The sequence below is a fragment of the Sporosarcina sp. P16b genome (genome assembly GCF_002743065.1).
Lineage (GTDB): Bacteria > Bacillota > Bacilli > Bacillales_A > Planococcaceae > Sporosarcina.
The window spans coordinates 79480-106403 of the sequence record NZ_PDYO01000002.1; the positions used below are offsets into that span (position 1 = coordinate 79480).

30 protein-coding genes are annotated in these 26924 nt (G+C 44.1%); 9 read left to right on the top strand and 21 right to left on the bottom strand.

The genetic code is table 11. From position 1 onward, the window contains the following. Window positions 1–11: 11 nt before the first annotated feature. Window positions 12–1301 carry an HD domain-containing protein gene (locus CSV77_RS03410; RefSeq protein ID WP_099637520.1) on the bottom strand — a complete coding sequence of 430 codons (1290 nt, stop codon included), beginning with the start codon at window positions 1299–1301 and terminating at the stop codon, window positions 12–14. 781 nt (window positions 1302–2082) lie between these two features. Between CSV77_RS03410 and CSV77_RS03415 the strand changes: the two genes are divergently transcribed. Then, the gene (locus tag CSV77_RS03415) at window positions 2083–2721 is read left to right on the top strand and encodes an RsfA family transcriptional regulator (RefSeq protein WP_099672293.1); all 639 of its coding nucleotides are present in this window, start codon (window positions 2083–2085) and stop codon (window positions 2719–2721) included. A gap of 19 nt (window positions 2722–2740) precedes the next feature. Here CSV77_RS03415 and lipL read toward each other — a convergent pair whose 3' ends face one another. Together lipL and pta are read right to left on the bottom strand one after the other, a co-directional pair. After that, a complete protein-coding gene (gene lipL / locus CSV77_RS03420) occupies window positions 2741–3577 on the bottom strand; it encodes an octanoyl-[GcvH]:protein N-octanoyltransferase (protein ID WP_099672294.1) in 837 nt (278 codons plus the stop codon). Between the two features lie 66 nt (window positions 3578–3643). Beyond that, on the bottom strand, window positions 3644–4615 hold the full coding sequence (gene pta, locus CSV77_RS03425; protein WP_099631208.1) for a phosphate acetyltransferase: 972 nt from the start codon (window positions 4613–4615) through the stop codon (window positions 3644–3646). Between the two features lie 214 nt (window positions 4616–4829). Between pta and hemQ the strand changes: the two genes are divergently transcribed. Next, entirely contained in the window at window positions 4830–5579 is a 750-nt protein-coding gene (hemQ, locus tag CSV77_RS03430) for a hydrogen peroxide-dependent heme synthase (RefSeq protein ID WP_099631207.1), read from the top strand. Window positions 5580–6474: 895 nt separating this feature from the next. After that, window positions 6475–6819: a spore coat protein GerQ gene (gerQ, locus tag CSV77_RS03435; protein ID WP_099672295.1), complete on the top strand. Its 345-nt coding sequence runs from the start codon at window positions 6475–6477 to the stop codon at window positions 6817–6819. 35 nt (window positions 6820–6854) lie between these two features. Here gerQ and CSV77_RS03440 read toward each other — a convergent pair whose 3' ends face one another. The 5 genes from CSV77_RS03440 to CSV77_RS03460 all read right to left on the bottom strand — a co-directional run bounded on the left by CSV77_RS03440 (window position 6855) and on the right by CSV77_RS03460 (window position 9232). Continuing rightward, window positions 6855–7235 carry a DUF423 domain-containing protein gene (locus CSV77_RS03440; RefSeq protein ID WP_099672296.1) on the bottom strand — a complete coding sequence of 127 codons (381 nt, stop codon included), beginning with the start codon at window positions 7233–7235 and terminating at the stop codon, window positions 6855–6857. A gap of 98 nt (window positions 7236–7333) precedes the next feature. Then, window positions 7334–7597, bottom strand: coding sequence for a YwdI family protein (locus CSV77_RS03445; RefSeq protein WP_099631203.1), 264 nt, complete (start codon window positions 7595–7597; stop codon window positions 7334–7336). After that, a complete protein-coding gene (locus CSV77_RS17085) occupies window positions 7594–7770 on the bottom strand; it encodes a uracil-DNA glycosylase (RefSeq protein ID WP_083034898.1) in 177 nt (58 codons plus the stop codon). The genes CSV77_RS03445 and CSV77_RS17085 overlap by 4 nt, the downstream gene beginning before the upstream one ends. A 23-nt stretch (window positions 7771–7793) precedes the next feature. Then, on the bottom strand, window positions 7794–8477 hold the full coding sequence (locus CSV77_RS03455) for a uracil-DNA glycosylase (protein WP_199203701.1): 684 nt from the start codon (window positions 8475–8477) through the stop codon (window positions 7794–7796). Further along, window positions 8477–9232: a DUF4230 domain-containing protein gene (locus tag CSV77_RS03460; RefSeq protein WP_099672298.1), complete on the bottom strand. Its 756-nt coding sequence runs from the start codon at window positions 9230–9232 to the stop codon at window positions 8477–8479. Before CSV77_RS03460 ends, CSV77_RS03455 begins: the two co-directional genes overlap by 1 nt. A gap of 194 nt (window positions 9233–9426) precedes the next feature. Between CSV77_RS03460 and thiD the strand changes: the two genes are divergently transcribed. From thiD to bshB2, 3 genes are all read left to right on the top strand, one after another. Continuing rightward, window positions 9427–10260, top strand: coding sequence for a bifunctional hydroxymethylpyrimidine kinase/phosphomethylpyrimidine kinase (thiD, locus tag CSV77_RS03465; RefSeq protein WP_099672299.1), 834 nt, complete (start codon window positions 9427–9429; stop codon window positions 10258–10260). A 126-nt stretch (window positions 10261–10386) separates the two neighbouring features. Then, window positions 10387–10737 (top strand): YojF family protein, encoded by a 351-nt coding sequence (locus CSV77_RS03470; RefSeq protein ID WP_099672300.1) that lies wholly within the window; start codon window positions 10387–10389, stop codon window positions 10735–10737. Window positions 10738–10750: 13 nt separating this feature from the next. Next, window positions 10751–11425 (top strand): bacillithiol biosynthesis deacetylase BshB2, encoded by a 675-nt coding sequence (gene bshB2, locus CSV77_RS03475; protein ID WP_099631198.1) that lies wholly within the window; start codon window positions 10751–10753, stop codon window positions 11423–11425. Window positions 11426–11465: 40 nt separating this feature from the next. Here bshB2 and CSV77_RS03480 read toward each other — a convergent pair whose 3' ends face one another. From CSV77_RS03480 to CSV77_RS03500, 5 genes are all read right to left on the bottom strand, one after another. Then, the gene (locus tag CSV77_RS03480) at window positions 11466–12575 is read right to left on the bottom strand and encodes a hypothetical protein (protein WP_158232013.1); all 1110 of its coding nucleotides are present in this window, start codon (window positions 12573–12575) and stop codon (window positions 11466–11468) included. Between the two features lie 54 nt (window positions 12576–12629). Continuing rightward, window positions 12630–13268, bottom strand: coding sequence for a YczE/YyaS/YitT family protein (locus CSV77_RS03485; RefSeq protein ID WP_099631351.1), 639 nt, complete (start codon window positions 13266–13268; stop codon window positions 12630–12632). Between the two features lie 77 nt (window positions 13269–13345). Beyond that, window positions 13346–13831: a Cys-tRNA(Pro) deacylase gene (gene ybaK / locus CSV77_RS03490; protein WP_099672302.1), complete on the bottom strand. Its 486-nt coding sequence runs from the start codon at window positions 13829–13831 to the stop codon at window positions 13346–13348. Between the two features lie 114 nt (window positions 13832–13945). Continuing rightward, window positions 13946–14515 carry a hypothetical protein gene (locus CSV77_RS03495; protein ID WP_099672303.1) on the bottom strand — a complete coding sequence of 190 codons (570 nt, stop codon included), beginning with the start codon at window positions 14513–14515 and terminating at the stop codon, window positions 13946–13948. A gap of 805 nt (window positions 14516–15320) precedes the next feature. Then, entirely contained in the window at window positions 15321–17252 is a 1932-nt protein-coding gene (locus CSV77_RS03500; protein ID WP_099672304.1) for a cation:proton antiporter, read from the bottom strand. 112 nt (window positions 17253–17364) lie between these two features. On the opposite strand from CSV77_RS03500, the gene CSV77_RS03505 reads away from it, so the two are divergent. Together CSV77_RS03505 and CSV77_RS03510 are read left to right on the top strand one after the other, a co-directional pair. Continuing rightward, window positions 17365–18402: a glycosyltransferase family protein gene (locus CSV77_RS03505; RefSeq protein WP_099672305.1), complete on the top strand. Its 1038-nt coding sequence runs from the start codon at window positions 17365–17367 to the stop codon at window positions 18400–18402. Window positions 18403–18431: 29 nt separating this feature from the next. Then, window positions 18432–18620 carry an SE1832 family protein gene (locus tag CSV77_RS03510; protein WP_029053516.1) on the top strand — a complete coding sequence of 63 codons (189 nt, stop codon included), beginning with the start codon at window positions 18432–18434 and terminating at the stop codon, window positions 18618–18620. 892 nt (window positions 18621–19512) lie between these two features. On the opposite strand, the gene CSV77_RS03520 is transcribed toward CSV77_RS03510, so the two are convergent. Continuing rightward, window positions 19513–20058: an RNA polymerase sigma factor gene (locus CSV77_RS03520; protein WP_099672307.1), complete on the bottom strand. Its 546-nt coding sequence runs from the start codon at window positions 20056–20058 to the stop codon at window positions 19513–19515. 114 nt (window positions 20059–20172) lie between these two features. Further along, entirely contained in the window at window positions 20173–21423 is a 1251-nt protein-coding gene (locus CSV77_RS03525) for a hemolysin family protein (RefSeq protein WP_099632071.1), read from the bottom strand. Window positions 21424–21667: 244 nt separating this feature from the next. Between CSV77_RS03525 and CSV77_RS03530 the strand changes: the two genes are divergently transcribed. Beyond that, window positions 21668–23050, top strand: a complete 1383-nt coding sequence (locus CSV77_RS03530; RefSeq protein WP_099672308.1) for a dipeptidase — start codon at window positions 21668–21670, stop codon at window positions 23048–23050. Here the strand turns inward: CSV77_RS03530 and CSV77_RS16850 are convergent. The 6 genes from CSV77_RS16850 to CSV77_RS03555 all read right to left on the bottom strand — a co-directional run bounded on the left by CSV77_RS16850 (window position 23020) and on the right by CSV77_RS03555 (window position 26808). Then, the gene (locus tag CSV77_RS16850) at window positions 23020–23268 is read right to left on the bottom strand and encodes a hypothetical protein (protein ID WP_158232014.1); all 249 of its coding nucleotides are present in this window, start codon (window positions 23266–23268) and stop codon (window positions 23020–23022) included. The two genes, CSV77_RS03530 and CSV77_RS16850, sit on opposite strands and share 31 nt — an antisense overlap. Window positions 23269–23330: 62 nt before the next feature. Continuing rightward, window positions 23331–23927, bottom strand: a complete 597-nt coding sequence (locus CSV77_RS03535) for a nitroreductase family protein (protein ID WP_099672309.1) — start codon at window positions 23925–23927, stop codon at window positions 23331–23333. Between the two features lie 104 nt (window positions 23928–24031). After that, window positions 24032–24517 (bottom strand): amidase domain-containing protein, encoded by a 486-nt coding sequence (locus CSV77_RS03540; protein ID WP_233212161.1) that lies wholly within the window; start codon window positions 24515–24517, stop codon window positions 24032–24034. A 45-nt stretch (window positions 24518–24562) separates the two neighbouring features. Next, window positions 24563–25291, bottom strand: a complete 729-nt coding sequence (locus tag CSV77_RS03545; RefSeq protein WP_099632074.1) for an amino acid ABC transporter ATP-binding protein — start codon at window positions 25289–25291, stop codon at window positions 24563–24565. 25 nt (window positions 25292–25316) lie between these two features. Next, the gene (locus CSV77_RS03550) at window positions 25317–25985 is read right to left on the bottom strand and encodes an amino acid ABC transporter permease (protein ID WP_083034879.1); all 669 of its coding nucleotides are present in this window, start codon (window positions 25983–25985) and stop codon (window positions 25317–25319) included. A gap of 1 nt (window position 25986) precedes the next feature. After that, the gene (locus CSV77_RS03555) at window positions 25987–26808 is read right to left on the bottom strand and encodes a transporter substrate-binding domain-containing protein (RefSeq protein ID WP_099672310.1); all 822 of its coding nucleotides are present in this window, start codon (window positions 26806–26808) and stop codon (window positions 25987–25989) included. Window positions 26809–26924 lie beyond the last annotated feature (116 nt).

The window sequence follows — 26924 nt, forward strand, 5'->3', positions numbered from 1 at the left end:
CAACCCCTCTCTTAACCTCTTAACAATTCCAAAATCTTCTCATGCAACGGGTTTCCATCTACTAACAAGTCTTCAGGATAATAAATTTTATGATCTGTTCTGCGTTTTCCTGATATCGCTTCAACCACATCGGACAGCCGCGACAGTTCACGCAAATCGCCATTTTCTAGTTGTAAATAAATCGGCACACGCTCATTCTCTTCACCTGGACGATAAAAGTCGTAAGGCAAATCCGATGAAGAATCCGTCACTAAATAATATTCAGGATCGAGCCCTGCTTCTTTAAACAATGTAATCAGTTCACCGAATTTCATATATTGCACAGCGGGATCGAACTCGGCATATTGAAATAGCCGTCTGTTAACGAAGCGATCGCATAAATCCGCTAAAATCGTGTCATCTTCTTCCATCCACAGTTGAAAATATGTTAATAACACGCCCTCATCAAGAGCTATGTACTCTTTCAATTTGAACTCTTGAGCGAAGAACGAAATGAAATGCATGGGTTCTTGCTTAAATGCATACCCTGTTTCAAATAAAAATTTCGCTCTGTGTAAAATTTTAATAAGAATTACTTCCGCACTTCGCGACACGGGGTGGAAATACACTTGCCAGTACATCTGATAGCGGCTCATGATATAGTCTTCCACCGCGTGCATGCCGCTATGCTTGATGACTACTTGGTCTTCAGTCGGACGCATGACACGCAAAATCCGTTCCATGTCGAAATGGCCGTAGGAAACGCCTGTGTAATATGCATCGCGTTGAAGATAATCCATACGGTCTGCATCGATTTGGCTGGAGATCAAGCTGACGACCAGTTTGTCTGGATACGTTTTGTCGATCACATCTGCCACTTTTTGTGGGAAATCTGGCGACACACGACGCAGCACTTCATGGACTTCTGTCTGTTCCAATAAAATTTGCTGGGTGAATTGTTCGTGATCCAGATTGAATACTTTTTCAAATGCGTGGGAAAATGGACCATGTCCCAGATCATGCAATAATGCTGCACACAGGGCGACGAGTCGCTGTTCTTCGTTCCATTCTTTACGCCCCCTGAAGCCGTCGTCGAGAATTCGTCGGACGATTTCATAGACACCAAGCGAGTGCTGGAAGCGGCTGTGTTCTGCACCGTGGAACACTAGGTAAGTAGTGCCAAGCTGGCGAATTCTGCGCAGGCGCTGGAATTCGCGTGTGTTGACTAGGTCCCATATTACGCGATCCCGGACATGTATGTAGCTGTGTACAGGGTCTTTAAACACTTTCTCTTCGGGCAGTTTTTCGTTTTGGTACGCCATGTCGTCACCTCATCCTTCATTCGTTCCAGTATAACAAAAATCGACGTGACGTGACATAGTACTCTTTGACGGATTTTAAACGGGATTGTGTGTGGAATTTCAAATTTAAGATAGTGACTTAGTATCTACGAGGGGATTGCTGCTCCAGCTGGGGACGCTTTCCGGAGGGCGTGGCTTGAGCCTCCTCGTCCGCTTCGCTCCCTGCGGGGTCTCAAGGCGCACGCTGATCCTCCCGGAGTCGCCCCAGCTTCCGCAGCAATCCTACATGGTAAGTGGTAGAACGTGGTTCACCCTTTGTAAGCAGTGTGTAAGTTTTTGTTGTCTTTGAGCTTGATTAAGTTCAAGTTCCTACACAACTCTAATCACAATCCTAACTTCAATGAACTTCTATAAGTATCACCCACACACATTGCAAGGGATTGGCGCGTAGGTGGGGCGACCCCCAGAGGATCAGCCCGACAGGAGAGACAACCAAGGGAGCGAGAGCCGTCACGAAGAACGGCTTTTGCGAGTAAAAGCGAAGCGTTAAGAGCATATCATTGCACTAGCGAATTGGTTGGCTCGCCGCGGGCCCTCAGGAAAAAAGCGTCCTCTCCATAGCGCAAATCCCCACCCCAACACCCTTCCAGCCTCACCCCACTGACTTTACTTAACTCCCACTCACCTAAAAAAACGTCCATTTTATTACCATCTTCATAGAATTTTGTAACTCTCTGAATAAAAGACTCATCCCGTGGTCATAATGGCAGTAGAAAGAGAGTACAAGACAGGAGGCATGGAGATGGTGAAAGTTAGACAAGACGCTTGGTTAGAACAAGACGATGAATTATTGGCAGAGACGGTGCTACGACATGTAAGAGAAGGAAGTACACAGCTAGGTGCATTTGAGGAAGTAGGCGACGCCCTGAATCGAACAGCGGCAGCTTGTGGGTTCAGATGGAATGCAGTTGTTCGAAGAGACTACGAGGGTGAACTCTCTGAAGCGAAGAAAGAGAGAAAGCAAACGTTACGTGTGCTAGGTACAGATTTTAAAAGACGTAATCAGCAAATGTACAGCCCCGAGACAGGCGCAGATGGCCAGGAAAAAATCCAGGTTCCATTATCAGCCCTATCCCTCGACACGGTCATTGCCTATTTAATTCGCATGCATCATAACGGTGGTGCGGATACGGATGCACTTCGATGGAGACAGACAGCAAAAACAGCGACGGAACAAATGAAATCGCTAGAAATGCAAATTGAAGATCTGAAAAAAGAGAATAAAACGTTGAAAGATGACTATGAGCAATTCGTCCAAATCATGAATCGCGCACGTCGATTAATCGCTTTAAATGAAGAAAGCGAGCACGTTGCACCGTTGTTTAAAATGGAGCCAAATGGTAATCTAATCACATCAAAAGAGCCGCCAATCAATAACTGATTGGCAGCTTTTTTTCGTACTATGATAACATCTTTTGATTGCGTTCAAAGACACGTCGCAAATAGAATCCGTACAATTCCATTTCCTCGTCTGTTAACCCATCGTGACGCACATCTTCCGTCAACGAGCGCAACAATATCTGCAGACGAATAACGACTTCATTGACCGTCAAATGCGTATCCAGAATTTCCGATAACGATGCCATTGTATCAGGTTGGATTACAGGATAACTGAATTTCGTCTGTTGGCCCTGCAAGCCCTCCTCATAGACTTCACGTATTAACTCCGCACGTTCGGAACCACTGCCTTCAACGCATAAATATACTTGCACAGCAACTCCTTGACGCAAACGACGCTGTGAAACCCCAGCGAATTTCTTGCCATCGACACTTAAATCATATGATCCGGGACAATAAGATCCGACAATTTCATAGGCTTCTATCCGTTCGCCAAGCTCAGGAAATAATAGCTGAACTAGTGATACCATCGCTTCGTAGCCTATTGGAATGTCAATCGAAGACTTTTGTTCAGAGAAGATTAAGGAAATATTTACTATCCCTTCATCTAAGACGACTGCAAGCCCTCCCGAATTGCGAACGATCGACTGATAGCCATGCTGCTCAATTCCTTCCATCGCTTGTTGAATAAATGGCATTCGATGATCTTGAATACCTAACACGATCGTCTTATCATGTACCCATGTCCTGACAACCGGTACACTTTGTTGCTGCCCAACTAATTGGCATAACGTATCATCCATGGCGAAGGATTCGAGCGCAGAACGATTGCGTGCCGAAATGGATTCGTCGATGAAACGCCAAGCTGGTTGATTCAGTAAATGTTTATCTTGTGACATGTCTAGCTCTCCTATAGTGATTGATCTGGATCATATGTAGACGGTTCACAAACTACGAGCCTGTCATTATAGGCTCTGGGCTGCTGTGATGATAGAAAGTTTATAGACATCTTCTGCAGAACAGCCGCGTGACAAGTCGTTGACGGGACCATTCAAGCCTTGAAGGATCGGACCAATCGCTTCGTATCCACCTAGACGTTCTGTCAATTTGTAGCCGATGTTTCCAGCGTCCAACGTCGGGAAAATAAAGACGTTTGCATCACCTTTGATAACGGATTCTGGAGCTTTTTTCGCTGCTACACTTGGTACATACGCTGCATCAAATTGGAATTCTCCGTCAATCAATAGGTCAGGTGCCAATTCTTTAGCAATTCTAGCCGCTTCCACCACTTTTTTCGTCTCTTCTGTCACAGCAGAACCTGTAGTAGAGAATGAAAGCATCGCAACGCGTGGATCAATTCCGAATGCCTTTGCAGTTTTCGTACTTTCCACAGCGATTTCAGCTAACTCTTTGGCTGAAGGATTCACAGTAATGGCACAGTCCGCAAAAATTAGACGCTCTTCTTCTTTCATCATAATGAAAGCACCGCTCGTTTTTGAAACGCCAGGCTTCGTCTTGATAATTTGCAATGCAGGACGAACTGTATCCGCCGTCGAATGTGCTGCTCCACTCACCAAACCGTCTACACGTCCTGTATAGATTAGCATAGTTCCGAAATAGTTTACATCTTTCAATTGCTCGCGCGCTTGCTCAATTGTAGCTTTTCCTCCACGACGCTCAACGAATTTTTCCGCCAGTTCTTCAAAATAGGAAGCGTTTGCAGGATCAATCAATTTAATCTCAGAAATATCAAAGCCACCTTCTTTTGCTACTTTATTTACCGCTTCTTCATTACCTAATAAAACTGGCGTTATAATCCCCTCTTGTTGAAGATGTACAGCCGCTTCTACTATTCTTATGTCCTCTCCTTCAGGTAATACAATCGTCTTTCCTTTACCTTCCAATGTCTTACGAATACCTTCAAAAAGATCTGCCATGTGTAATTCCCACCCTTGTTATATTTTCCTATTTATCATACCTGAAAAGCCCAATTAATACACTAAGAATTCTGAAGTTTTCAGATAACTGTCTATTAGATATTCATTTTTGTAATGCCTGTTGTGGGTCTAACCTTATTCCTTAACGAGTAAAGACTGTTTATGATACACTTGATATAGAAACTACTTTATTTTAAAAGGAGACTGAATTCAAGTGAACGAAGCAGCTATTACATTAGACGGTTGGTATGTACTTCACGATTTTCGCACGATGGACTGGGCTTCTTGGAAATTGATTTCAAAAGAAGAGCGTCAGGCAGCAGTCAATGAATTCCTAACTTTTTTGGAGCGTATACAAGAAGCGGATGATGCTAAAACAGGTAGTCATGCATTTTATACAGTCGTTGGTCAAAAGGCAGACTTCATGTTAATGACATTACGTCCTACAATGGATGAACTTCAGCAGTTGGAAGCAGAATTCAATAAGTTAATAATTGCGGATTACACAATCCCAGCGTATTCCTATATATCGGTAGTGGAGTTATCGAACTACTTAGCAGGTGAATCTGACGAAGATCCATACCAGAATCCGCATGTACGCGGACGTCTGTATCCTGAATTACCTCGTAGCCAATACGTTTGTTTCTATCCAATGGATAAGAAGCGCGAAGGCGAAGATAACTGGTACATGCTCGACATGGACCACCGCAAAAGTTTAATGCGCAGCCACGGCATGATCGGCCGCGGTTATGCAGGTAAAGTGAAGCAAATCATTTCCGGCTCCGTCGGCTTTGATGATTACGAGTGGGGTGTCACGCTGTTCTCCGATGACGTGTTACAGTTCAAGAAACTCATCTATGAAATGCGTTTTGACGAAGTCAGCGCACGCTACGGCGTATTCGGCTCATTCTTCGTCGGTACAATTTTAGACGCAGACAAGCGCGAAGCATTTTTCGAAGTATAATAGGTTAGATCCAAGCCGCGAATGAAACACTTCGCGGCTTTTTTGTTGCGAAGAAAGAGGGATATAGGGCTAGTGGTTCGGGATTGAAGCTCCAGCTGGGGACGCTTTCCGGAGGGCGTGGCTTACTCAAATGCAACCTATAAAAGTGCATGCTCCTAACGCTACGGTGTTACTTAGAACTATCACTGTTAATAGCAAGAGAATTATTGTTGGCTTCTAACTTAGTTAACTTTAGACACAACATAAGGTCTTGAATTTCACTCTCCAACACCAGAAAGAGATACTAGTGAAGCGAAGTGGAAGGCGGCGACTCGGGGAGGATCAGCTCGACAGGTAAGACAACCAAAAGGAAGCGAAGCGACCTGGTTGGCTTACCGCGGGCCCTCCCGAACGCGTCCGCCTGGAACGCAGCGTAACGTTGCCTTCCCCAAATCTTGAACTCCCCACTCCAATTCAAAATGGAAACACTAGTGAAGCGAAGTGAGAGCCGTTACGAAGGACGGCTTTTGCGAGTAAAAGCGAAGCGTTAGGAGCATATCTTTGCACTAAAGGCGGCGACTCGGGGAGGATCAGCCCGACAGGTAAGACCACTAAAGGAGCAAAGCGACTAGGGGGCTTACCGCGGGCCCTCCCGAACGCGTCCGCCTGAAACGTAGCGTAACGGTGCCTTCCCCTAACTTTGAACCTACCTCTTCAAAAAACTTCATTCATACCCACTCACCCTCCAACATAAGATACAACCAAGGGGGTTTTGCTTTAGCTGTCATCGCGACAAACAAAAGGGAATTAAAGCGCTTGCTCGTCTCACACAGACTAGTTCACACGCAACGCATATTTCCCTCGCCCAACAAGACTGCCCGCGAGTAAAACTAACAGATCTGGAGAGGATGTTGAAATGGTTCAATATTATTGGAATCCCGGCTATGCCCAGCAACAAATGGTCCCACCACAAACAAATGTACAGGGGAACGTACCAACACCGCCTTTTAGAGAGCAGTCGTACATCGAGAATATCTTACGGCTTAACAGAGGAAAACCCGGTGTCTTTCATTTTTCATTCGAACATGCGGTAGAATCAGGCAAGAACACAAAAGCGATCACGGGTATGGTAGAAGCTGCTGGACGCGATCACGTCATCCTCAGTGAAGCCAAGACAGGACGACGTTATTTATTCCCTATGATCTACTTCGATTATGCGGAGTTCCCAGAGGAAGTAAATTACTTCAACCAAACGCCATAAGAAAAAACCGCTCATGCGTGAGCGGTTTTCCTATGTTACCTTCCAAATTTCACTGCAGCAATGATCAACATCATCCACCCTACGATGAATGCAATGCCACCAATCGGCGTGATCGCGCCAAGTATTCCGATTCCAGATAAGCTGAGTACATACAGGCTTCCAGAGAAAATAACGATACCCGTCAGAATTAAATAGCCTGCCCACGATAGTTGCGTCGATGGTCCAAGCAATGTGTCGCTCATCAAAATACCAATTGCGAGTAATGCAATCGCATGGAACATTTGATAGTGTACCGCGGTTTCCCAGACGGCTAAGTAATGTTCGGAAAGGCGATCTTTCAATGCGTGTGCACCAAATGCCCCAAATCCAACTGCAATCGCGGCATTAATAGCTCCTGCGATAATGAAAAACGGCATAATGATTCCTTCTTTCTAACGAATGTTGTATATTCTGTTTCCAGTCTACCATATTGAACCATGTAAAATGACAGGTGTTTGAACGATTTTTGGTGCTATCAGAAGTCAAACAGCGACTCTCCATTGGCATCCTCTTCACGCAATGGTTGCTCGTTCAGCGACGTAATTGGCGTCGCATGTACAGTGCTCGTTTGTATAGCTTGCGGGATGGACGGTACAGATGGCCTTTCATCACCAAGCATCAAATTACATAATGTTCGCACAGCATAGATCGCTTCTCTTCGTGCTGCTTCATCCTGTGTTTGTTTAGCCAAGCGGACTTGTCGCTCCATTTCTCCGAGCATTTGTGCAGCTGTGATCATCGCATTTTCATCCCCTTTTTCGGTTCAAATTTCATACACTCCATACCAGAGGAGCGCTTTACCACTATAGATGGTAACATTTTCGTCTTGAATCCATATGCCTTGCAGCCCCGCGGACTTGCGGGATCCCAAGTCGTATAAAAGAAGATACAGTCGAAGCAATTGACTGCCATCGTTACACATCCTTTCTCATTCATCACTTGGTCGTTTTCGCCCAATCTATCGGCTCTTCTCCCCACTCGCGTAAATACTCATTCGCTTTAGTAAACGGCTTACTGCCAAAGAATCCTCTGGATGCACTAAATGGACTCGGATGAGGCGATTCGATAATTGCATGGCGTCTGCGGTTGATCAATGCCGTTTTTTCCTGCGCATGTCTTCCCCATAAAATGAAAACGATTGGTGCACTGCGCATCGACAGTTTACGAATGACTTCGTCCGTAAAGAGTTCCCAACCTTTCCCACGATGCGAAGCGGCTGCCCCTTCGCGCACAGTGAGTACAGTATTCAATAATAATACACCTTGTTCAGCCCACCCTGTCAATGTTCCTTCAGTCGGGGCATCAATTCCAATATCTGATGATAGTTCTTTGAAGATATTGCGTAAACTCGGTGGCACTTTCACGCCAGGCTGGACAGAAAAACTCATACCATGAGCCTGTTTGGGTCCATGATAAGGATCTTGGCCCAAAATCACGACTTTGACGTCCTGAAAAGGCGTCAATTTAAAAGCTGTCCACATATCAGACATTTGCGGATAGATGATGTGATTTGTGTATTCTTCACGAAGAAAAGTACGCAATTCCTGATAATATGTTTTATCGAATTCATCTTTTAGTATGTGATCCCAATCATTACGAAACTCTGCTACCATTTGCATCACTCCTCAAATTCAATATCTAGTTGATAGCCTGCAAATGAAAACATGTCTTTTAGCGTTTTTACTGCATTTTGCTCTGCGGATTCTAGGACACCTTGTTCGGATGCCTCTTCCATTATTAACGTTTTGGCTTCATTCGCTAGCTCATAGCCTTCTTTAATATCTGCTTTTCCACGGAATAACCCTTCTACAGAATAGACTTCTACTTTATCGAAGTACAGTTCTGCACCACCGAGAAAATCAGCTTTCGGTATTGTCAGCTCAATACGTTTTTCGTCTTCATCCACTCGCATATCTTGCTCGGTGATTTCACTAAGATCAATTCCGGCTTTGATAGAACCTGGAATGACTACTAATAAATTCCGCTTCGTCCCAGGAAAATTGACTCCGATGTTTTTACCGAATAATTCATTGTCCGTGCGTTTGATGAGCACTTTCGAGTAAGCTTCTGCCGTTGTCAGTTCCTGTAGCTCTTGGACACGCTCGACAAATGCCGTCTTTTGTTCCGTAAAAGTAGAGCCCAATTGCATTAAATAAAAGCCTGCTATTGGCAGGGTAATAAGTGCGGCGACTAATAGTACAATGACTAAAATATATGTTCTTCTCCACGAAGTCCATAAAGTAAAAGCGATTTCGAGAATTCCTCCCCTTCGCTTACGTTTGGTCTTTTTCCGTCCAGCGAATGTTACAGCTGATTGGGCATTAGCTTCCGTCCATTCCTTCTTCTCTCTTTTAGACGATTCATGCTTACTCATGGCTCACATCCTCTCGTTTGTTCCAACACTCCGTTTCTATTTATACGTTCTGTCGAATAATAAGTTTCATTGGCAAGATCTGTACGTATTACAAGCTTTCTAGACTTTCATCATACCTGAGTTGTTTGTATTTCGACAATTAGTTGTATACTATACGTAACAATAAAATGTAGGATGCGAAGGAGAGAGTTATTATGTCATTAAAGAAAACCTTGACGATTGCAGGATCGGATACATCAGGCGGTGCAGGAATTCAAGCAGATTTAAAAACTTTTCAAGAGCACGGTACGTACGGTATGACGGCAGTGACAGTGATTGTCACGATGGATCCCGATCAGAATTGGTCACATAATGTCTACTCATTGCCGACTGATGTCGTAAAGGCCCAATTGAAAACAGCGTTATCTACTGGAATTGATGCTATCAAAACCGGCATGTTGAGCACAGAAGAAGTCATTCGAACGGCAGGTCAGGCAATTGATGAATCTGGTTTGGATCATGTCGTGATCGACCCTGTCATGGTGTGTAAAGGTGAGGATGAAGTATTGAATCCTGGGAATACGGATGCAATGATTACCTATCTCCTACCGAAAGCAGAAATCATCACACCAAATTTATTCGAAGCGGGACAATTAGCTTCTATGAAAACACCGAAAACAATAGATGACATGAAAATGGCAGCGCAGAAAATTCATGAACTCGGCGCTCGTAATGTCGTGATTAAAGGCGGCAAACAACTCGATCATGAAGAAGCGGTGGATTTGTTTTACGATGGTTCGACGTTTACGTTACTGAAATCAGAAAGATCCGATACCTATCATAATCACGGAGCGGGCTGTACATTTGCAGCTGCTATTACAGCAAATTTGGCGAACGGGTTGCCGATCAAAGACGCGGTCATTCAAGCGAAGCAGTTTGTCACAGCGGCCATTGCGCACGGTTGGAAGCTTAATGAGTATGTAGGACCTGTCATGCACGGCGCGAAAAATCAGTTCGACGTGCCACATGTAAAGTTGCAGGAAGTATAATGAATGCTTATAAGTCAGATGTAGTCCTGACTTATAAGCCGTCTAATCGCATTCAAACTGCAATATCTATATAATACTAAATAGAAAGATTGCAGCGTAATGCCTGCAAGATTTAGGAGGATGAGTATGGAAACGGTTGACGTGAAACATTTACAGGAGTTACTGGACTCCTTTGCCAATAAAGATGTCTACATACATTTAGAAACGACAAATGGATCGTATGCTTCTCATTTTCAAGAAGGATTTTTTAATGCCGGCGCATTTATTCGTAATGTCATTATTCGCTACGAACTTTGTAAGGTGACGGGCGAATCTCCACACCGTATCGGTTTGAAATTGCCGAGTGGTTGGATTTACGCACAAGGGATCACGCACTATACAGTTGACGAACATAATCGTTTACTGATGGCGGGACTCGGGCCTGATGGAAAACTAGCGGTAGCGCTTGAAATTAGCGAAACACCATTTACTTATTAAGAAAGGAGATTTTTTGATGTTGCAAAAAGAACGACACGTACTCGTTGTATTCCCTCATCCTGATGATGAATCATTCGGCATCGCTGGAACGATTGCACAATATATTGAAATGGGCGTACCCGTTACGTATGCTTGCTTGACACTAGGCGAAATGGGCCGTAATCTAGGAAATCCTCCTTTCGCAAACCGCGAAACACTACCACAAATCCGTAAACAAGAGTTGCTAGATGCGTGTGATGCGATGGGATTGACAGATTTACGCATGATGGGACTGCGCGACAAAACGATAGAATTTGAAGATCCAGAAAAACTGGTTAAAATGATGACTGACCTCATTGATGAATTACATCCTTCATTGGTCATCTCATTCCACCCAACGCTTGCTGTACACCCCGATCACAACGCAACGGGCGTAGCTGTGATTGAAGCGATGAGCCGCATGCCGGAAGCGAATCGACCGGTACTGTACATGAAAGCCTTCGATAATGACACGTTGAACCAACTTGGTGAGCCGCAGGTTGTGCATCATACACCTGACGTAGCAGATAAAAAGATTGCCGCCTTACGTGCACATGCCTCCCAGACGGTTTGGATGCTACCCGACATGGAAAAACGATGGGCTGCAAACGATAAAGATGCACTTGACTGGTTATATAACGAAGCGTTTTATATTCATGATTTCACGTAAAAAACCGCAAATCTGCGGTTTTTTTGTATCTTATACAAAATCACTTCTCTTCAAACGCTTTAATAAAGGCATATAAATCCTGCAACTTCTTTTCAAACACTTCCACGTTTAATGCACGATCCATTTGGATTCTTACGTTATTTTGTGATTGTACCGCGATTTGCATCTGACTTCCTGCTTCTCTAATTACCGTTTGATAACGGTGTCGTATATCATCGATTTGTCTCTCGGCTTCTTCATCTTCTGCACATAACGGCACAATATCCACTAATTCATCGCGCGGACTTTCCGCGTCGTAGGCATGAGGTTGTGTCGAATCGAACAGGCACACCGATAACTCAGGAAACAGTACTAAGTCGATACTTGCGGGATCCAATCCACACCAACCGTATAACACATCTAACCCACGTCGCTGCGCTTCGTCTCCTAACGCCCGCATCATCGTCGACTTGCCTGTGCCCGGTAATCCCTTGATCAAAAAGCGACGTTTTGTACGTTTCGTGATAGACGGGATGAAATCATGTGCGCTGCCAGATGATAATGAACCGACGATCCGATGCGAGACATGAGCTGATTTCGTTAGTTCAATCGTTCCAAATAATTCTCGCTTTAATTCTTCCGTAATCTCTTCGTGGCGGGGCCAATCCATGCGTGCGATATTCACTGCTTCCCATTCATCATGAATCGCTTTTGCCCGTTTTAACTCTTTCAACGACTGACCAAAACGTGTTTTCTCTTCTTTCAACAAAGCACTCACCTCATCATGCCGTCCGAGTAGCTGATCTTGATGATAGACGTCATAAAAACAAAAGACTTTATGGCGGTTACCAAGATCTGTCGGCTCGAAGGAAACCGGATGGGATGCTTGCAAGATGAAAAGTTCCAGTCCTTCAACGAAAATTGCATCGGTTTTATCCACATGTCCAGGATTCATGAATCGATCCACACTAAAGCCCTTGTTGACAAAATAGACCGCCAAGTCATTGAGCACTTGCGATAAGGAATGCGTAGGCAAACACTTCAAAAATATCGTCTTTTTTGACTCCGTGAGCAACTCTTCATACTTATGTTGCACGCCTTGTCCTGTATAAGCCGTTCCCATATATTCTGTAATATGTCCGTATATATTGACCATCCTTTCTTTCTTCATTTCATCATATGTATAGGTAAATAAAAAAAGCACAGCCGAGTAGGCTTATGCTTCTTAATAGTGTAATAAAACTTTTTCGTCCGTTTGATGAGTGATCTTCAATAACATTTTCTTACATTGTGGTAAGGCAATTTGAATGATTTGACCAGAGAATAGGACAACAACCAATGTACCGACCCCTACAGGTCCACCAAGCAAGAAACCGATAAGTGTGGCGATCGCTTCAATCGCGGTCCGTACCAATCGAAGACTCCAGCCAAACTTTTCAACAAACAACAGCATCAAGCTATCCCGAGGTCCAGCCCCAAGATTCGGTGATACATATATCCCTACCCCATAGGATAAGACGAATACACCGGCGATGAAATAAATAATTTGCACTGTCAATGAAGTCACATCAGGTAAAAGCCAGTTGAAAAAGTCGATAAATAATCCGATGACCAACATATTAAGCCATGTACCTAGTCTCGGCCATTCCCTCAAAATAATCGATGTCACCGAAATGATAACAAAACCCGATATAATACTCCATGATCCTATCGTTAATCCGAAGTTTTGATACAAACCGAGATGGAGCACGTCCCACGGAGCAATCCCAAGCCGCTGACCTTTAATCATCAACGAGATGCCAAGCGACATGATCATCATTCCCGCGATGAAAAATATCCATCGCCAAGCTAATAAATTACGCATATACATTCTTCTTTCTTCTAAAATATCAGTGTACTCATGGATTCATTGTAACAGAAATCAAGAAAGTTGCTATGTACTTACTTTACGAGATCACTAAATTGTGCTTTTGCAATCCGTGCCAAGTCTTGTGGTGACAATTTCATTTGCAATCCGACTTTGCCCGCACTGACATACATATAGTCGAGCGTTTCAGCTTGTTGGTCAATAAATGTCGGAAATTCACGTTTCATACCGATTGGCGAACAACCGCCACGGACATAGCCCGTTTCTTTCGTCAATTCTTTCATAGGCAGCATTTCGACTTTTTTAAAGCCTGCGGTTTTCGCTGCTTTTTTCAAGTCTAATTCATCCGAAACGGGAATGATAAAGACGAGTAAGTCTGTTTTACTTGCCATGGCAACGAGCGTTTTATAAACAGTAGAAACCGATACATTCGTTTTTTTCGCAACGGAAACCCCGTCATTCTGACCGTCATCCGTTTGATAGCTGTGGATTTCATGGGGAATCTTCTCGCTTTCGATGATGCGAATTGCGTTGGTTTTCGGCAACTTTTTCTTTGACATAAGTAGTACTCCCCTTTTCTTCAATGTAGTAGAAAGCTAGCAGAATATATGATGTGAAAAAAGCCCATTTCACTGGATTCCAGCAAAACGGGCTTCATTTTCAAACGAATCAGATCAAATGCTGATATTCATTTGTGGCTGATCCATGTCGTACTGATTCATTCTGGCTTGATTTTGTACTTGATAGAGAGTAAATGCATGACTATATTGTTGTTGCATACGATTCGGTCTATTAGTTGCTGCGGTACTGTCAACGCTACTCATGAGATCACGAATAGTTTTGGCCCGATTATGTAACGCTAATTGTAGTTCAGCTTGTGTGATTTTCGCAGATGCATTACTAGCTAGCTGATAATCCGCTGTCGTTGGTGGTGATTCAGAGTATGCCTCTTTGCGGACTTCACGCCACAAATCAATCGTTTCATCCAAGTTATTACCGAGCGGAATCGAGATATTCTTCATCTGTCCCGCACCAAGCTTCTGGAAGTCTGTTTGCATTTCTTCCGGTTTTTCAATTGGTTGCGAGTTTCCGCGCAGCAATGCGACTAATTCATCTTTGGTCTTTTGCGCTAGTTCACGAAATTCTGTTTGTCGTTCATAAGCATTTTCAGCATTCATTTTCCGGATTGCATCATACCGCTGTAGTTGTTCGGCGGCGTTCGCAAACCCTATTACAGCATTCATGGTATCCACCTCCGAATAGGATTTTTCGATATGTACAGCTAGTATAACTAGTTTACGCGGTAGCGCGTGAACTGCCAATCCATCAAAAGATTGGATTCGCGCGGGATTGGTATTTTCATTTTATCCTTTAGGTACGCATTTCATACTATATGGATATGCGAGCCGGGCGATATTTACTAGTGTTTGTTATGGGAATATGTGTAGTAAGAGTACCCTTTTTTATATGTGATCAAACAACACCGCACACTAGTTGATGTAGTGTGTGGTGGAAAGTGCTGAAGTTCAAGGTCGAATGATGTTTGTAATGTATGTTTAGTTAGTTAGGGCATGGGATTGAAGCTCCAGCTGGGGACGCTTTCCGGAGGGCGTGGCCCGAGCCGCTTCCCTCGCTTTCAGCTCAGTCCAGGGTCTCGAACTCACGCTGATCCTCCCGGAGTCGCCCCAGCTTCCGCTTCAATCCTACGTTGATAGTGTAAGTACGTAAATCAGTCATTGTAGATAGATTGTGAATTAGTGTCGCCTTCGAACTTAGTTAAGTTCAAGGACAGATCTAATTTGAGTCCCAGTCTTTCACTATCGATAGTATGCAAATTAGAAAAGCCCTTGAACCTGTTTAGGTTTAATGGCTTGGTTCATATATATATAAACGATTACAATTCTAACTTTACTGTACAACAATACGTATTAACCACTCATCTTACGAGGGATTGACGCGTAGGATGGGCGCTCAAGAAAGCGTTCTCTCCGAAGCGCCAATCCCTAGCCCCCACACTATTGCAACACAATCCAATCCCCATCCATTCACTCAATCTTTCATGATCTTCGGCGGTGTTTCTCCTGGAATCGCTGGTTTTTCTTGGGGTGTATCTTCCAAGAACTTTGTCTCTACGATTTCTTTCGGTACACTTGCTTTGCCGTTCTTTTCTTCCAGTCGGTCAATTGTCCGCTCGATCGTTTTGTTTAACGTCGAAAGCGCTACGATTGTATCCCCCGTTTGTGCTTGCAGTTCTTTCTCTGCCGTGTAGAACTCCATGTCTCCATTTGCACGGATGATGTACAACAATATTGATTGATCGTCGCGCTCGCGTAAGTACTGCGTGTAGCTATATTGTTTCGTCAACAACGTCTTACGGAATACGTGCCCTTGATTGATACGTTCATCCAGTTCATGAATCGTCAAGTTCGGTGTGAACAGGAATTGCCCTGTCGCTAGGTTGAACTGTTGATCTGCACTTCGTTTATGTGTGGTCGTTTGAAACAGTAAGTCTCTTCCTAGATCTGGCGTAAAATCGGCACATACGTGTGAGTTATAGGTATCCGTCTTAGTCATGGCCAAAATATAACGGTATGGCGTTAAATCTAAGTGATAGCCTGTATGCTCGGATAAAATATCTCCCTTAAACGTTGGTATGCTGAGTTTTCGCGCATTAGACAAGCCACCCCAAGAGTCTTCCACAACTAAAACTTTGTGACCAGCAGTACTAATATTCTTCGCAAGTTCCGCTACGAATCTTGTACTGCCGATTAGTACTACGCCCGATTCAATCGGCGTGGCCAAATTCAGTTTCTTGGCAAGCCAGCCAATCGAGAAGCCATGTAAGATGACAGTCGCAAATACGAGCGCGAAAGTCAACGCGGTTAAAAGCTCCGCATCTTGATAACCGTTTTCAAGCAATATGGTCGCAAAATAGCCTGATACAGTCAGTGCCACTATCCCCCGTGGCGCAATCCAACCGATGAGTGTTTTTTCACGATTCGTTAAATCCGTGCCGATTGTTGATACCCATATCGATAGCGGCCTAACGACAAATAACATCGCGAGTACGTATAGAATAATTTTTGGATTCAATATTTCAATCAAAATATGTGGATCTAACGATGCCGTCAACATGACGAATATTCCCGATATGAGCAATACTGAAATATTCTCTTTGAAATTGCGAATGTCTTCTAAAGTAGTCAAATGCATATTCGCCATCGTCATCCCCATCGCTGTGACTGCCAATAAACCAGTCTCATGCATGATTTCATCCGATAATACGAAGACAAATAACACGAGGCCGAATAAGATTGGCGCTTTTAAATATTCCGGTACCCAGCCCTTTTCAAATGCTGTGCCTAGAATCCGGCTCGTTCCCCAACCAAGAAGTACGGAGAACAATGAAGCACCAAAAAACAGCAACATCGCTTTGGCCGTTACTTCACTATTGACGAATTTGATGACTTCAAATGCAAATACGGCTAGAAGTGCACCGAACGGATCAACGACGATTCCTTCCCACTTTAATATTGCGGCCGCACGGGGCTTTAAGCGCGCCTGTCTAAGTAAAGGCAAGATTACAGTAGGACCTGTGACGATAAATAGGCCGCCAATAATGAATGCCACTTCCCATGATAATCCTGCGATATAGTGAGCCGCAAGTGAACCAGCAATCCACGCAATAAATGCACCGAACGTTACGATTCTCGCAACGGGACGTCCAAATCCTTTAATTTCTTTAAAATCGAGGTTCAAACTGCCTTCAAATAAGATAATAGCCACTGCGAATGTAATGATGGGTGAATATAGATCCCCCATTGATTGTTGCGGATTAATCAAACCGAAAATCGGTCCAACTAGTAGTCCCGCAATTGCCATCACGACAATCGCTGGCATTCTTGTACGCCACGCTACCCATTGCGACGCTACACCAATTAACACGACCAACATTAAATCCATAACCAACGAATTGAACATCAGGTAGGCCGCCTCCTTCCCTCTTTGAAACCTTTCTAAATCGCTTTCTTCTCATTGTAATAAACTATTCCCATTTTTCATAGGGTAAGGGGAACAAGTAGTTTCAGAAAGGGTGGTTCCAATCGAAAAACAAGTCAAAAAAACAATCGCGATCTATCTTTCCATAACAGAAGGCAAAGGAAGTTATCCTTTACGACGTGCACTACTACTGGCAAATACTCTAAAAAACGAAGCACAAGTCATCTTTTTATACGACCAAGAAACGCCAGTTCCAAGCGAACATTTCACGTGCCATAAAGTAATTGGTCCTTCCTCCTTAATTAAATTAATAGGTAAGCTTCAGCCTGATCTTTTGATTCGTGACAGTGGTCCAAGCTATAAAGAGGAAATGACCAAAATTCATGAACTAGTACCAAGTATTTTACATTTCGACGATTTCGGTGATGGTGGACAATTGGCAGACTGGGTGATCCAGACGCTGTATCCGGAAACTCAGGAACTCTATGCTGAGCACTATATCGTGGGGCCGCAGACATACATGGCAGACGCGTCACTGCAATCTTTTCGGCATGCCGGTTTAAAAAGAAAATCCCCGTCTTCTTCGCAACTCGTCATTTCATTCGGCGATGAGGATCCGGGCAATCTCACATTCCGGGCTTTGCGACATTTAAAGCAACTGCAAATTCCTTTATCCGTACTGGTACTGCTTGGAAAGAATTATAAACATGATGTGAGTGAAATCCAAATGATGGCATTGAGTCGACCGAACACCAAAGTCGTACAAGCCCCAGACAACCGTGCAGAACTGTTCTCAAAAGCCGATATGATTCTGTGTGATGCGGGTTATACACCATATGAAGTAGCCGTTATCGGTGTGCCTTGTATTGTACTTGCCCAAAACGAATTCGAATCAAACCTCGGATTTCCAACCGAGAGAAACGGCTTTACACATCTCGGCCTCGGTCGTAAAGTAACTCAGTCGAACTTACTGAACGCGATCATGGAACCATTGCTACATGATGCACGTAAGGAACGCGCGATCAAAAAGCAGTTACAGAACGATATCGGGAATAGTGAAGAAAAAGTGCTTGAAGCGATCCGTTATTTGTTGGAGTTCCCTAAACGTACAAGGCAGGATATGTTACACTAAGGGAAAACAGATGATAGGAGTTTTCCCTTATGACAAAGGATCAGTTGGAACAAGAGATCGCGGAGCTTAAGATGGACTACATCAGCCTGCAAGGAGATATGGAGAAGTTGGAGTCGACCGGTCATGTGAAGATGATTGAAAACGCGGAGCTGCGTCTTTCTAAAATGGAAGAGCGTCTCGCGGATTTGAATAAACAGCTTGCTGAAGCGACGAATTAATACGAACAACCTCCATCAAGTATTGCTGATGGAGGTTGTTTTGTAAGTTTTGGATATAGAACGGCTGGCTGTGGGGTTGGGGTGGGGATTGGCGCTACGGAGGGGACGATTTCCTGCGGGCATGGCTTGAGCTTCCTCGTCCGCTAAGTGCAAAGACGTGCTCCTAACGCTTCGCTTTTAATCGCAGAAGTAATTGCTATTCCCGCGGGATTCGCCCCTCCTACGCGACAATCCCTTGTCTATTGAACATGTTTAAGTTCAAAAGTAAGAGTGTTGGAGTGGCTAGTAAATTAGTGAGTGTGAGGGGATGGAAGCTCCAGCTAGCGGACGCTTTCCCATGGGCTCGGCTTGAGCCTCCTCCCCTGCGGGGTCTCAAGGCTCTCGCTGATCCATCGGGAGTCGCCGCTAGCTTCCGCTTCCATCCTACCCAGATAGTAGGTAGAAATAGATCACTCATTGCCGGTAGTGTGTGACTTCGTGTTGTTTTTGAACTTATTTTAAATTCAAGTACAGTTCAAGTTCAAAACTACTTACTATCTGAACTTCAAAGGTCTTCGAAAAGTATTACCTACTCACTTTGCAACAATAATTAACACACCATCTCCAGTAAGTAATTCAAAGTACCCCCATTATCCACGTAGGATGGAAGCGGAAGTTGGAGCGACCCCTGGAGGATCAGCGAATGCCGTAGCGAAGGACGGCATTTGCGAGTAAAAGCGTAGCGTTAGGAGCATGCACTTTTATAAGTTGCATTTGAACAAGCCACGCCCTCCGGAAAGCGCCCCCAGCTGGAGCCTCAATCCCCTTGTGCTTACAAATTCACTCTCAACATACACGCCCTAGAACTTAATCCCCTCTTACCCCATAAAAAAAGCCCACAGCAAGTGTGAGCTTAGGCCATAACATACTCTTCAGCTGCCTCGTCTTGTACGAGCAACTCTTTCAGGTACTTCTTCGCGCGGAACAAGCGGGACTTCACAGTGCCGATCGACACACTCATCAACCCTGCGATCTCTACTAACGAATATTGATTCACATAGAAATACTCAATCGTTTTTCGGTAAATACCATCCAACTCGCTGATTTTCTGTTGCACTAGCTCTGAAATATCGCTCTGCTCCATCAACTCAGCAGGTGTTTTCGCATTACTAGGAACCAAATCTAAGATCGGAACGTCTAATGTATCAGGTTGATTCATCACGTATTGACTCTGTCGTACATTTTTTCTGTAACGGTCGCGAAATGTGTTCATACAAATCGTTGTCAACCAAGCCTTCATACGGTTGACTTCACTCATTTCACCGCTGTAGCGCACTACTTTTACCCATACGTCTTGCATGAGATCTTCTGCTTCTTCTTTATTGCGAGTCAGTTTAAGACATAAATGATATATATAGCGTCCATATTCTTCGTATAATGCGTTTAAGTCGTTTTTCATAATAAGTAGCCTCCGTTTTATAACTGGTACCCTTATTATCATAGACACACACATTACGAGCTATCGCTTTCTCTTTCAGTAACCTTACAATTGTGTAAGGTTACTTGACAAACTCTACGCTTCAACGACCTCTTCTTTTGGTTCCTGCTTGGTAATCTTTAGGCGCAAAATTCGCGTTCTGTCCATTTCTTCAATTTCAAACAACAACGAATTATAACTAAACTTCTCGCCTTCTTCAGGGATATGACCCACTTCCTGAAAAACAAATCCACCGATAGTATCGTGATCGGTAGGTAACTCTATATCGAGTAGTTCAATCACGTCTTCAATCTCTAAACGTCCTTGACAGACTAGAAGATTCTCTTCTTTTTCGAAGACCATCGACTCTTCCTCCACGTCCGTTTCATCCTCTATATCCTGTCCAATCATTTCTTCAATAATATCTTCCTGTGTGACGATCCCAAGTGTCCCACCATATTCATCTAGCACAATCGCCATATGTTTCTTTTGCGTTAACATACGCTTAAACACAAGCTCTACACTTGCGGTCTGCACGACGAACAAAGGCTGGCGATCAATTACCTCCGCAAACGTTCGCTCGGGAAACATTGACCACTCAATCAACATTTTGGAATAAAAAATACCGACCACTTTGTCGATACTCTCTTCATATACTGGATAGCGGGTATAGAAATACTGCAATACGACGTCACGTACTTCTTCATACGTAGAATCCATCGACAATGAAATAATATCCGTACGGTGTGTTTCCATTACGTCGCTAACATCTTTATCCCGAAAATCTAGCATACCCTTTAGACGGATTGATTCATCCTGACCGAATGTACCTTCAGTAGATGCAATGTCCACCATGGAACGCACATCTTCCTTCGTCAAAGTGGCTTCCGTCACCGTTCCTTTTGAAATTAAGCGAACGAAGAAATTGGTAAACAATGATAGGAATAACGTCAATGGAATCATTAACTTCACGAGCACCGAAATGGGTGGTGCTACAAAATACGCGATACGATCCGCAAATGTTGCAGCAATCGTTTTCGGCAATACCTCTCCGAATATAATCAAAATAACCGTTAAGATCCCTGTCAGTAACCCAATACTCAATCCTTTATCAATTGCAATCATCGTCACAATCGTCGGCATCAAAATATTCGCAACATTATTCCCAATTAATATGGCCGTAATCATACGGTCCGGCTTGGAAATCAATTTTCGTAATTTTATCGATTTAATGTCTCCTTGATCCGCACGCAATTGAACTTTCATTCGATTGATAGCGGTCAACGCCGTTTCACTTCCCGATAAAAAGAAGGACAAAAATAAACATAGTCCCAGTGCAATAAACAATTGCGTCTCCTCCAACGTTTCTCCATTTATTTGTCATCATTCATCATATGTTATTGCCATGAATCCAACATTTCTTATTTCATAAGTATATCACATATATAAACTGAATCGTTAATGCAACATACAGGTAGGACGTATACTTTTATCATTCAGTTCCCTTACCCGTAAGTGCCTAAACCTTAATACCTCACGAATTTCTGCTATACTGTGATATAGAAAATATCCAAAGAAAAGAGGGTTTACCATGACTTCATCACAAGCATTGGATCACTATTTCACAACCAACCGTGACCGCCACTTGGAAGAGTTAACGAGCTTCTTGGCAATTCCAAGCATCAGTGCACTTTCCGAACATCAATCAGATATGCAAAAAGCAGCAGAATGGCTGTCGAATGAATTCGAAACAATCGGTTTGGAAAACGTGTCAATTGAAAAAACAGCTGGACAACCCGTTGTCTATGCGGACTGGTTACATGCTGAAGGTCAGCCAACCATCCTGATCTACGGCCACTACGATGTGCAACCTGTTGATCCGCTTCACTTATGGGAAACACCTCCATTTGAAGCAACAATCCGTGATAATAAATTATATGCACGCGGAGCAAGCGATGATAAAGGGCAAGTGTTTATGCACAGTAAAGCAATCGAGGCGCTGATGAATGTTGAAGGAAAACTACCTGTTAACGTCAAGCTAATTATTGAAGGAGAAGAAGAAATCGGTAGCCCGAGTCTCGAGGAATATATCCAAAATAATCAAGACAAGCTAGCGGCAGACTTCATCGTCATTTCAGATACAGGCATGTACGGACCTGGGCAGCCCGCCATTTGCTACGGACTGCGTGGTTTAGCCGGCGTACAAATTGATGTGAAAGGTCCTAAAGGCGACTTGCACTCCGGACTGTATGGTGGCGGTGTTCAAAATCCAATCCACGCACTCGTCGAAATCTTGGCTTCATTCCGTGATGCCGAAGGAACTATCGCAATCGACGGATTCTATGATCAAGTTCGCGATCTAACAGAAGAGGAGCGCGCGGGTTGGGCTGCTCTCGACTTCGATAAAGAAGCAGTGAAAAAAGAAGTCGGTGTCAAAGAACTCACTGGCGAGCCAGGCTACACGTACACAGAACGTACATGGGCTCGCCCTACACTCGAAATTAACGGTGTATTCGGCGGATTTTCAGGAGAAGGTATCAAAACCGTCCTTCCTTCCGAGGCCGGAGCGAAAATCACATGCCGTCTAGTCCCTGATCAAGAGCCGGATGAAATCATAGAAAAACTACGCGCGCACATCGCGAAACACGAACCAGTCGGATGTGAAGTGACGGTTACTGAATTTGATAAAGGTAAACCTTATTTAACTCCATACGATCACGAAGTCATCCAAGCGGCTGGCAGAGCGTACGAGCAAGTATACGGCGTACCTACCGTCTATACACGCGGTGGCGGCTCCATACCCATCGTCGCTGCATTCGATGAAATCCTAAATATACCTGTCGTTTTGATGGGCTTCGGACTGGATACAGAAAACTTCCACGCACCGAATGAACACTTCCATTTGGAGAATTTCGATAAAGGACTGCGTGTTATCAGTAATTATTATGGAGAGATCGAAAAACTAGGGCTATGATTTGCGAGCGGATAGATGGGTTGATAGAGCGGTTGCTTGCGTGCATTGAGCGCTCGTGGCGTTGCATAGAGCGGACGCGTGAGTCCATTGAGCACTCGTGGCGTTGCATAGAGCGGACGCGTGAGTCCATTGAGCGCTCGTGACGTTGCATAGAGCGGATGCGTGAGTCCATTGAGCGCTTCTCCCTTCTCACATACAAGAAACAGGCTACTCCACAAATGGGGTAGCCTGTTTTGTATTTTATTCGTATATCCACATGAAGAATGGCACTTTACCACTCTCAAGATTCCTCTTCTTCGTCCTCACTACTTCCAAAGTACGTAATGATTTCTTCTACCGGCTTACGTGGTGAGGCTTTCGGTGACGTATCGAAATAGCCGAACTGCAACATGCTGATGATGCGTTCGCCCGCCTCTACGCCTAAACGCTCGCGGAATTTCGGGTGATCGATGAACGGTGGCGTCTTCCAACAAGTACCAATTCCTTTATCCCAAGCAAGCAATTGAATATTTTGAATTAGCGTGCTAGCTGCTGCGTAATCCTCCAGCCGTTCTTTTTGGCGTACATCTTCAGGTACGATGACGAAAACAGCTGCACCGGCAGTCGAGAACTTCTTCATTTGTTTTTCAAGATCCTCAGCAGAAAGCTGTTTCCAATTTGCTACACCGAACTCCTTCAAGACGTCCAAAAGCTGTTCATACTGTTCACCTGTCGCTACGATCAATCGCCAAGGATTCCGGTTTCCGTGGTTTGGAGCCCAAACGGCATCTTCTATAATTTCTGGAATGATCTCTGGTTCGATCGGTTGTCCGTTAAAATTCTTAATAGAGCGCCGTGTAACAATGGCCTCTCTTACCGATAATGCTTGTTCATTCACACTCAACCTTCTCCTTTGCAATAAGTATCTATTTTTCATTATACCCTAACTTGGTAGTCTGTTGCTAGAGGCTATGAGAAACACTTTGATGCAGAACTGGATAATTATGAGAAATGATCATTAATTTTAAAAAAGATATACTTCGCATTTGGCGAGTAAGCATAGGAGTCCTTATAATCCCACGTGCGGTGATATGCGTTATACGTATGGGCATTGACGAGCGGCATATCTCCGTCCTTGGCAGTTACAATCGTCGTATGGTCGAAACGCCCGTCTCCATGGAAGTCATACGAAATGATATCGCCTAGCTGCAATTCTTGGGGAGTTTTTACTTGAGTTGCAGTCAGTCCTTTTGTAGAAGTCGCTAAGTACCATCGCATTGAGTGAGCGACGGTATAACTGAAGCTCCACGTACCTTTACGCATCCACCAACCCTTTTCGCGGTTTGGTTGTCCATGCATCGGTGCTCCACCCGCCAACAGACATTGTGAAATAAAATTCGTACAGTCATCTTCAAAACTGGGGAAGGCAGGGTTTCTGCTATTCCACCAAGTGTCTGCATAGTCTACTGCCGCTTGTCGATTGTACAAAAAAATCCCTCCTTGCCATATCATATGACAACGAGGGACGTTCAATTAGTGATGTAATACTTTCGATAAAAAATTCTGGGCGCGTTCGGAATCGGGATTCGTGAAGAACTTGGCAGGTGATGCCTGTTCCACGACTTTTCCGTCTGCCATGAAGATGATCTCGTCACAAATTTCTTTGGCGAAGCCCATTTCATGTGTCACGACGACCATCGTCATACCACTTTCAGCCAGTTTTCGGATGGCATCGAGAACTTCGGTGACCATCTCGGGATCGAGTGCGGAAGTCGGCTCATCGAAAAGCATCACTTGCGGATCCATTGCGAGCGCACGCGCTATCGCGACACGTTGTTGCTGACCGCCTGATAACCGATTCGGATACGCGTCAAATTTATCGCCAAGACCTAGTGAAGTCAGCAACTCCTTCCCTCGCGTTTCCGCAGCGCTTTTGCTTAGTCCTTTTACATTGATAGGTGCAAGCGTGACATTTTGCAACGCTGTAAGGAAAGGATAGAGATTAAAGCTTTGGAACACGAATCCGATTTCAGAACGCGCTTTGTTAATATTCACTTTTCTATCGTGTATGGAAACGCCATCTACTACAATTTCTCCGTCATCGATAGGTTCGAGCGCATTGATCGTACGAATTAATGTAGACTTCCCTGCTCCACTTGGGCCAATGATGGCCACAACGTGTGATTTAGGTACTTCAAGCGAGACATCTGTCAGCACTTGGTTCATACCGAATGTTTTATTTACGTGTTTAATAGAAATCATTTCTGGCACTCCTTCACGTCAAGCTTCATGAATTTTCTCTCGCTAATAACTTTTGTTCGATCGCACGAATGATCATGGATAACGTGAACGTCATGGCAAAGTAAACAAAACCGATGAATGTCCATACTTCTATGGAACGCATACTAGTGGCCACGAGATTCTTCGCGTTCAACGTCAATTCCGTCGCACCGATGACCGAAATCAAAGAGGAGTCTTTAATTAGCATGATGAATTGTGAAGCAAGTGGCGGTAGAACTCTTCGGAAAGCTTGTGGCAAAACGATCAAACGCATCGCCTGCCAGTAGGTCATACCTGACGAACGAGCCGCCTCCATCTGACCTCTTGGCACACCTTGTATTCCTGAACGAACTATTTCTGCAATGAATGCTGCGGTAAAAACAGCCAAACCAATAATTGATGCCCAATAAGAACCGAGCTTTAAAAATTGACCGAGTACAAAGAAAATCCAAATCAATAGTACAAGCAACGGCACGCCGCGCATGACTTCTACATAGGCTGAGGAAAGAATACGGATGAATCTATTGCGGGAAATCCTACCCATTCCGATAATAATCCCCATCGGAATAGCCAGCAATAATGCGATCGCTGAAATTTCAAGAGTTTTCAGCGCCCCTTCAATAAAGATATCCATATTTTGCGATATTACACTGAAGTCATATTCATAGCCGCCCATATTATTCTCCCGAAACCTTATCTAGCCAGTCGCTTTCTTCAAACCAACGACTTCTTGATGCTAGTTCTTCCGGGCTGTCAACATAGCTGTGCAAGAATGAATTCAACCATTGAATCGTTTCAAAATCATTTTTCTTTACTGCAATTCCGAGATTCTCAGCAGACATCAAACCTTCTACTTGATGAACTTCTCCTTCATGTTCCAAACGCCAAACAGCAATGGCAGGTTCATCATACACAACGGCATCAGCCTGTCCTGAACCCATTGTCGTAGCTGCTAACGGGAAATCCTCGAAGTCTACTACCTCCGCATTTTTGAACTGAGACTTCGCAAGCAATGCGCCCGTAGTCCCGATACCTACCGCAATTTTATTCCCCTTGACGTCAAGCTCTTCCCATGATTTGATACCCTTATTCGCAGCTGGCACCATGATCGCCTGACCTGTTTTATAGTAAGGATTGGACATGCTAATGGATAATGCACGATCCCCACGAATCGTCATACCTGCGATGACCATATCTACCTCACCTATTTGCAAAGCCGGTCCTAAGCCATCAAATACGAATTGTTTAAACTCTACTTCCGTATTTAACGCTTCACCCACTGCGTTTGCTAGATCGATATCATACCCGACATAACCGCCTTCAATGCTTTTCATTTCAAAAGGGAAATAACCTGGTGCAATTCCAACCACCAATTTTTTGTTGTCTTTAATATTCTTCAACGTGGACTTCTCTGTTGAGCCTGCCCCTCCATCGTTACTGCTACATCCCGCAACGACCAATACTAGGATTAGCAATAATGCTGTAAACATCTTCTTCATACATTTCCCCTTCTCTCTCTTTACTAGTATAAATATTCTAAATTAATACAATTATAAGATACGGCCTACCAACTGTCTACAAGTATATGTATACGTTTGCTTGTATACTCCATATA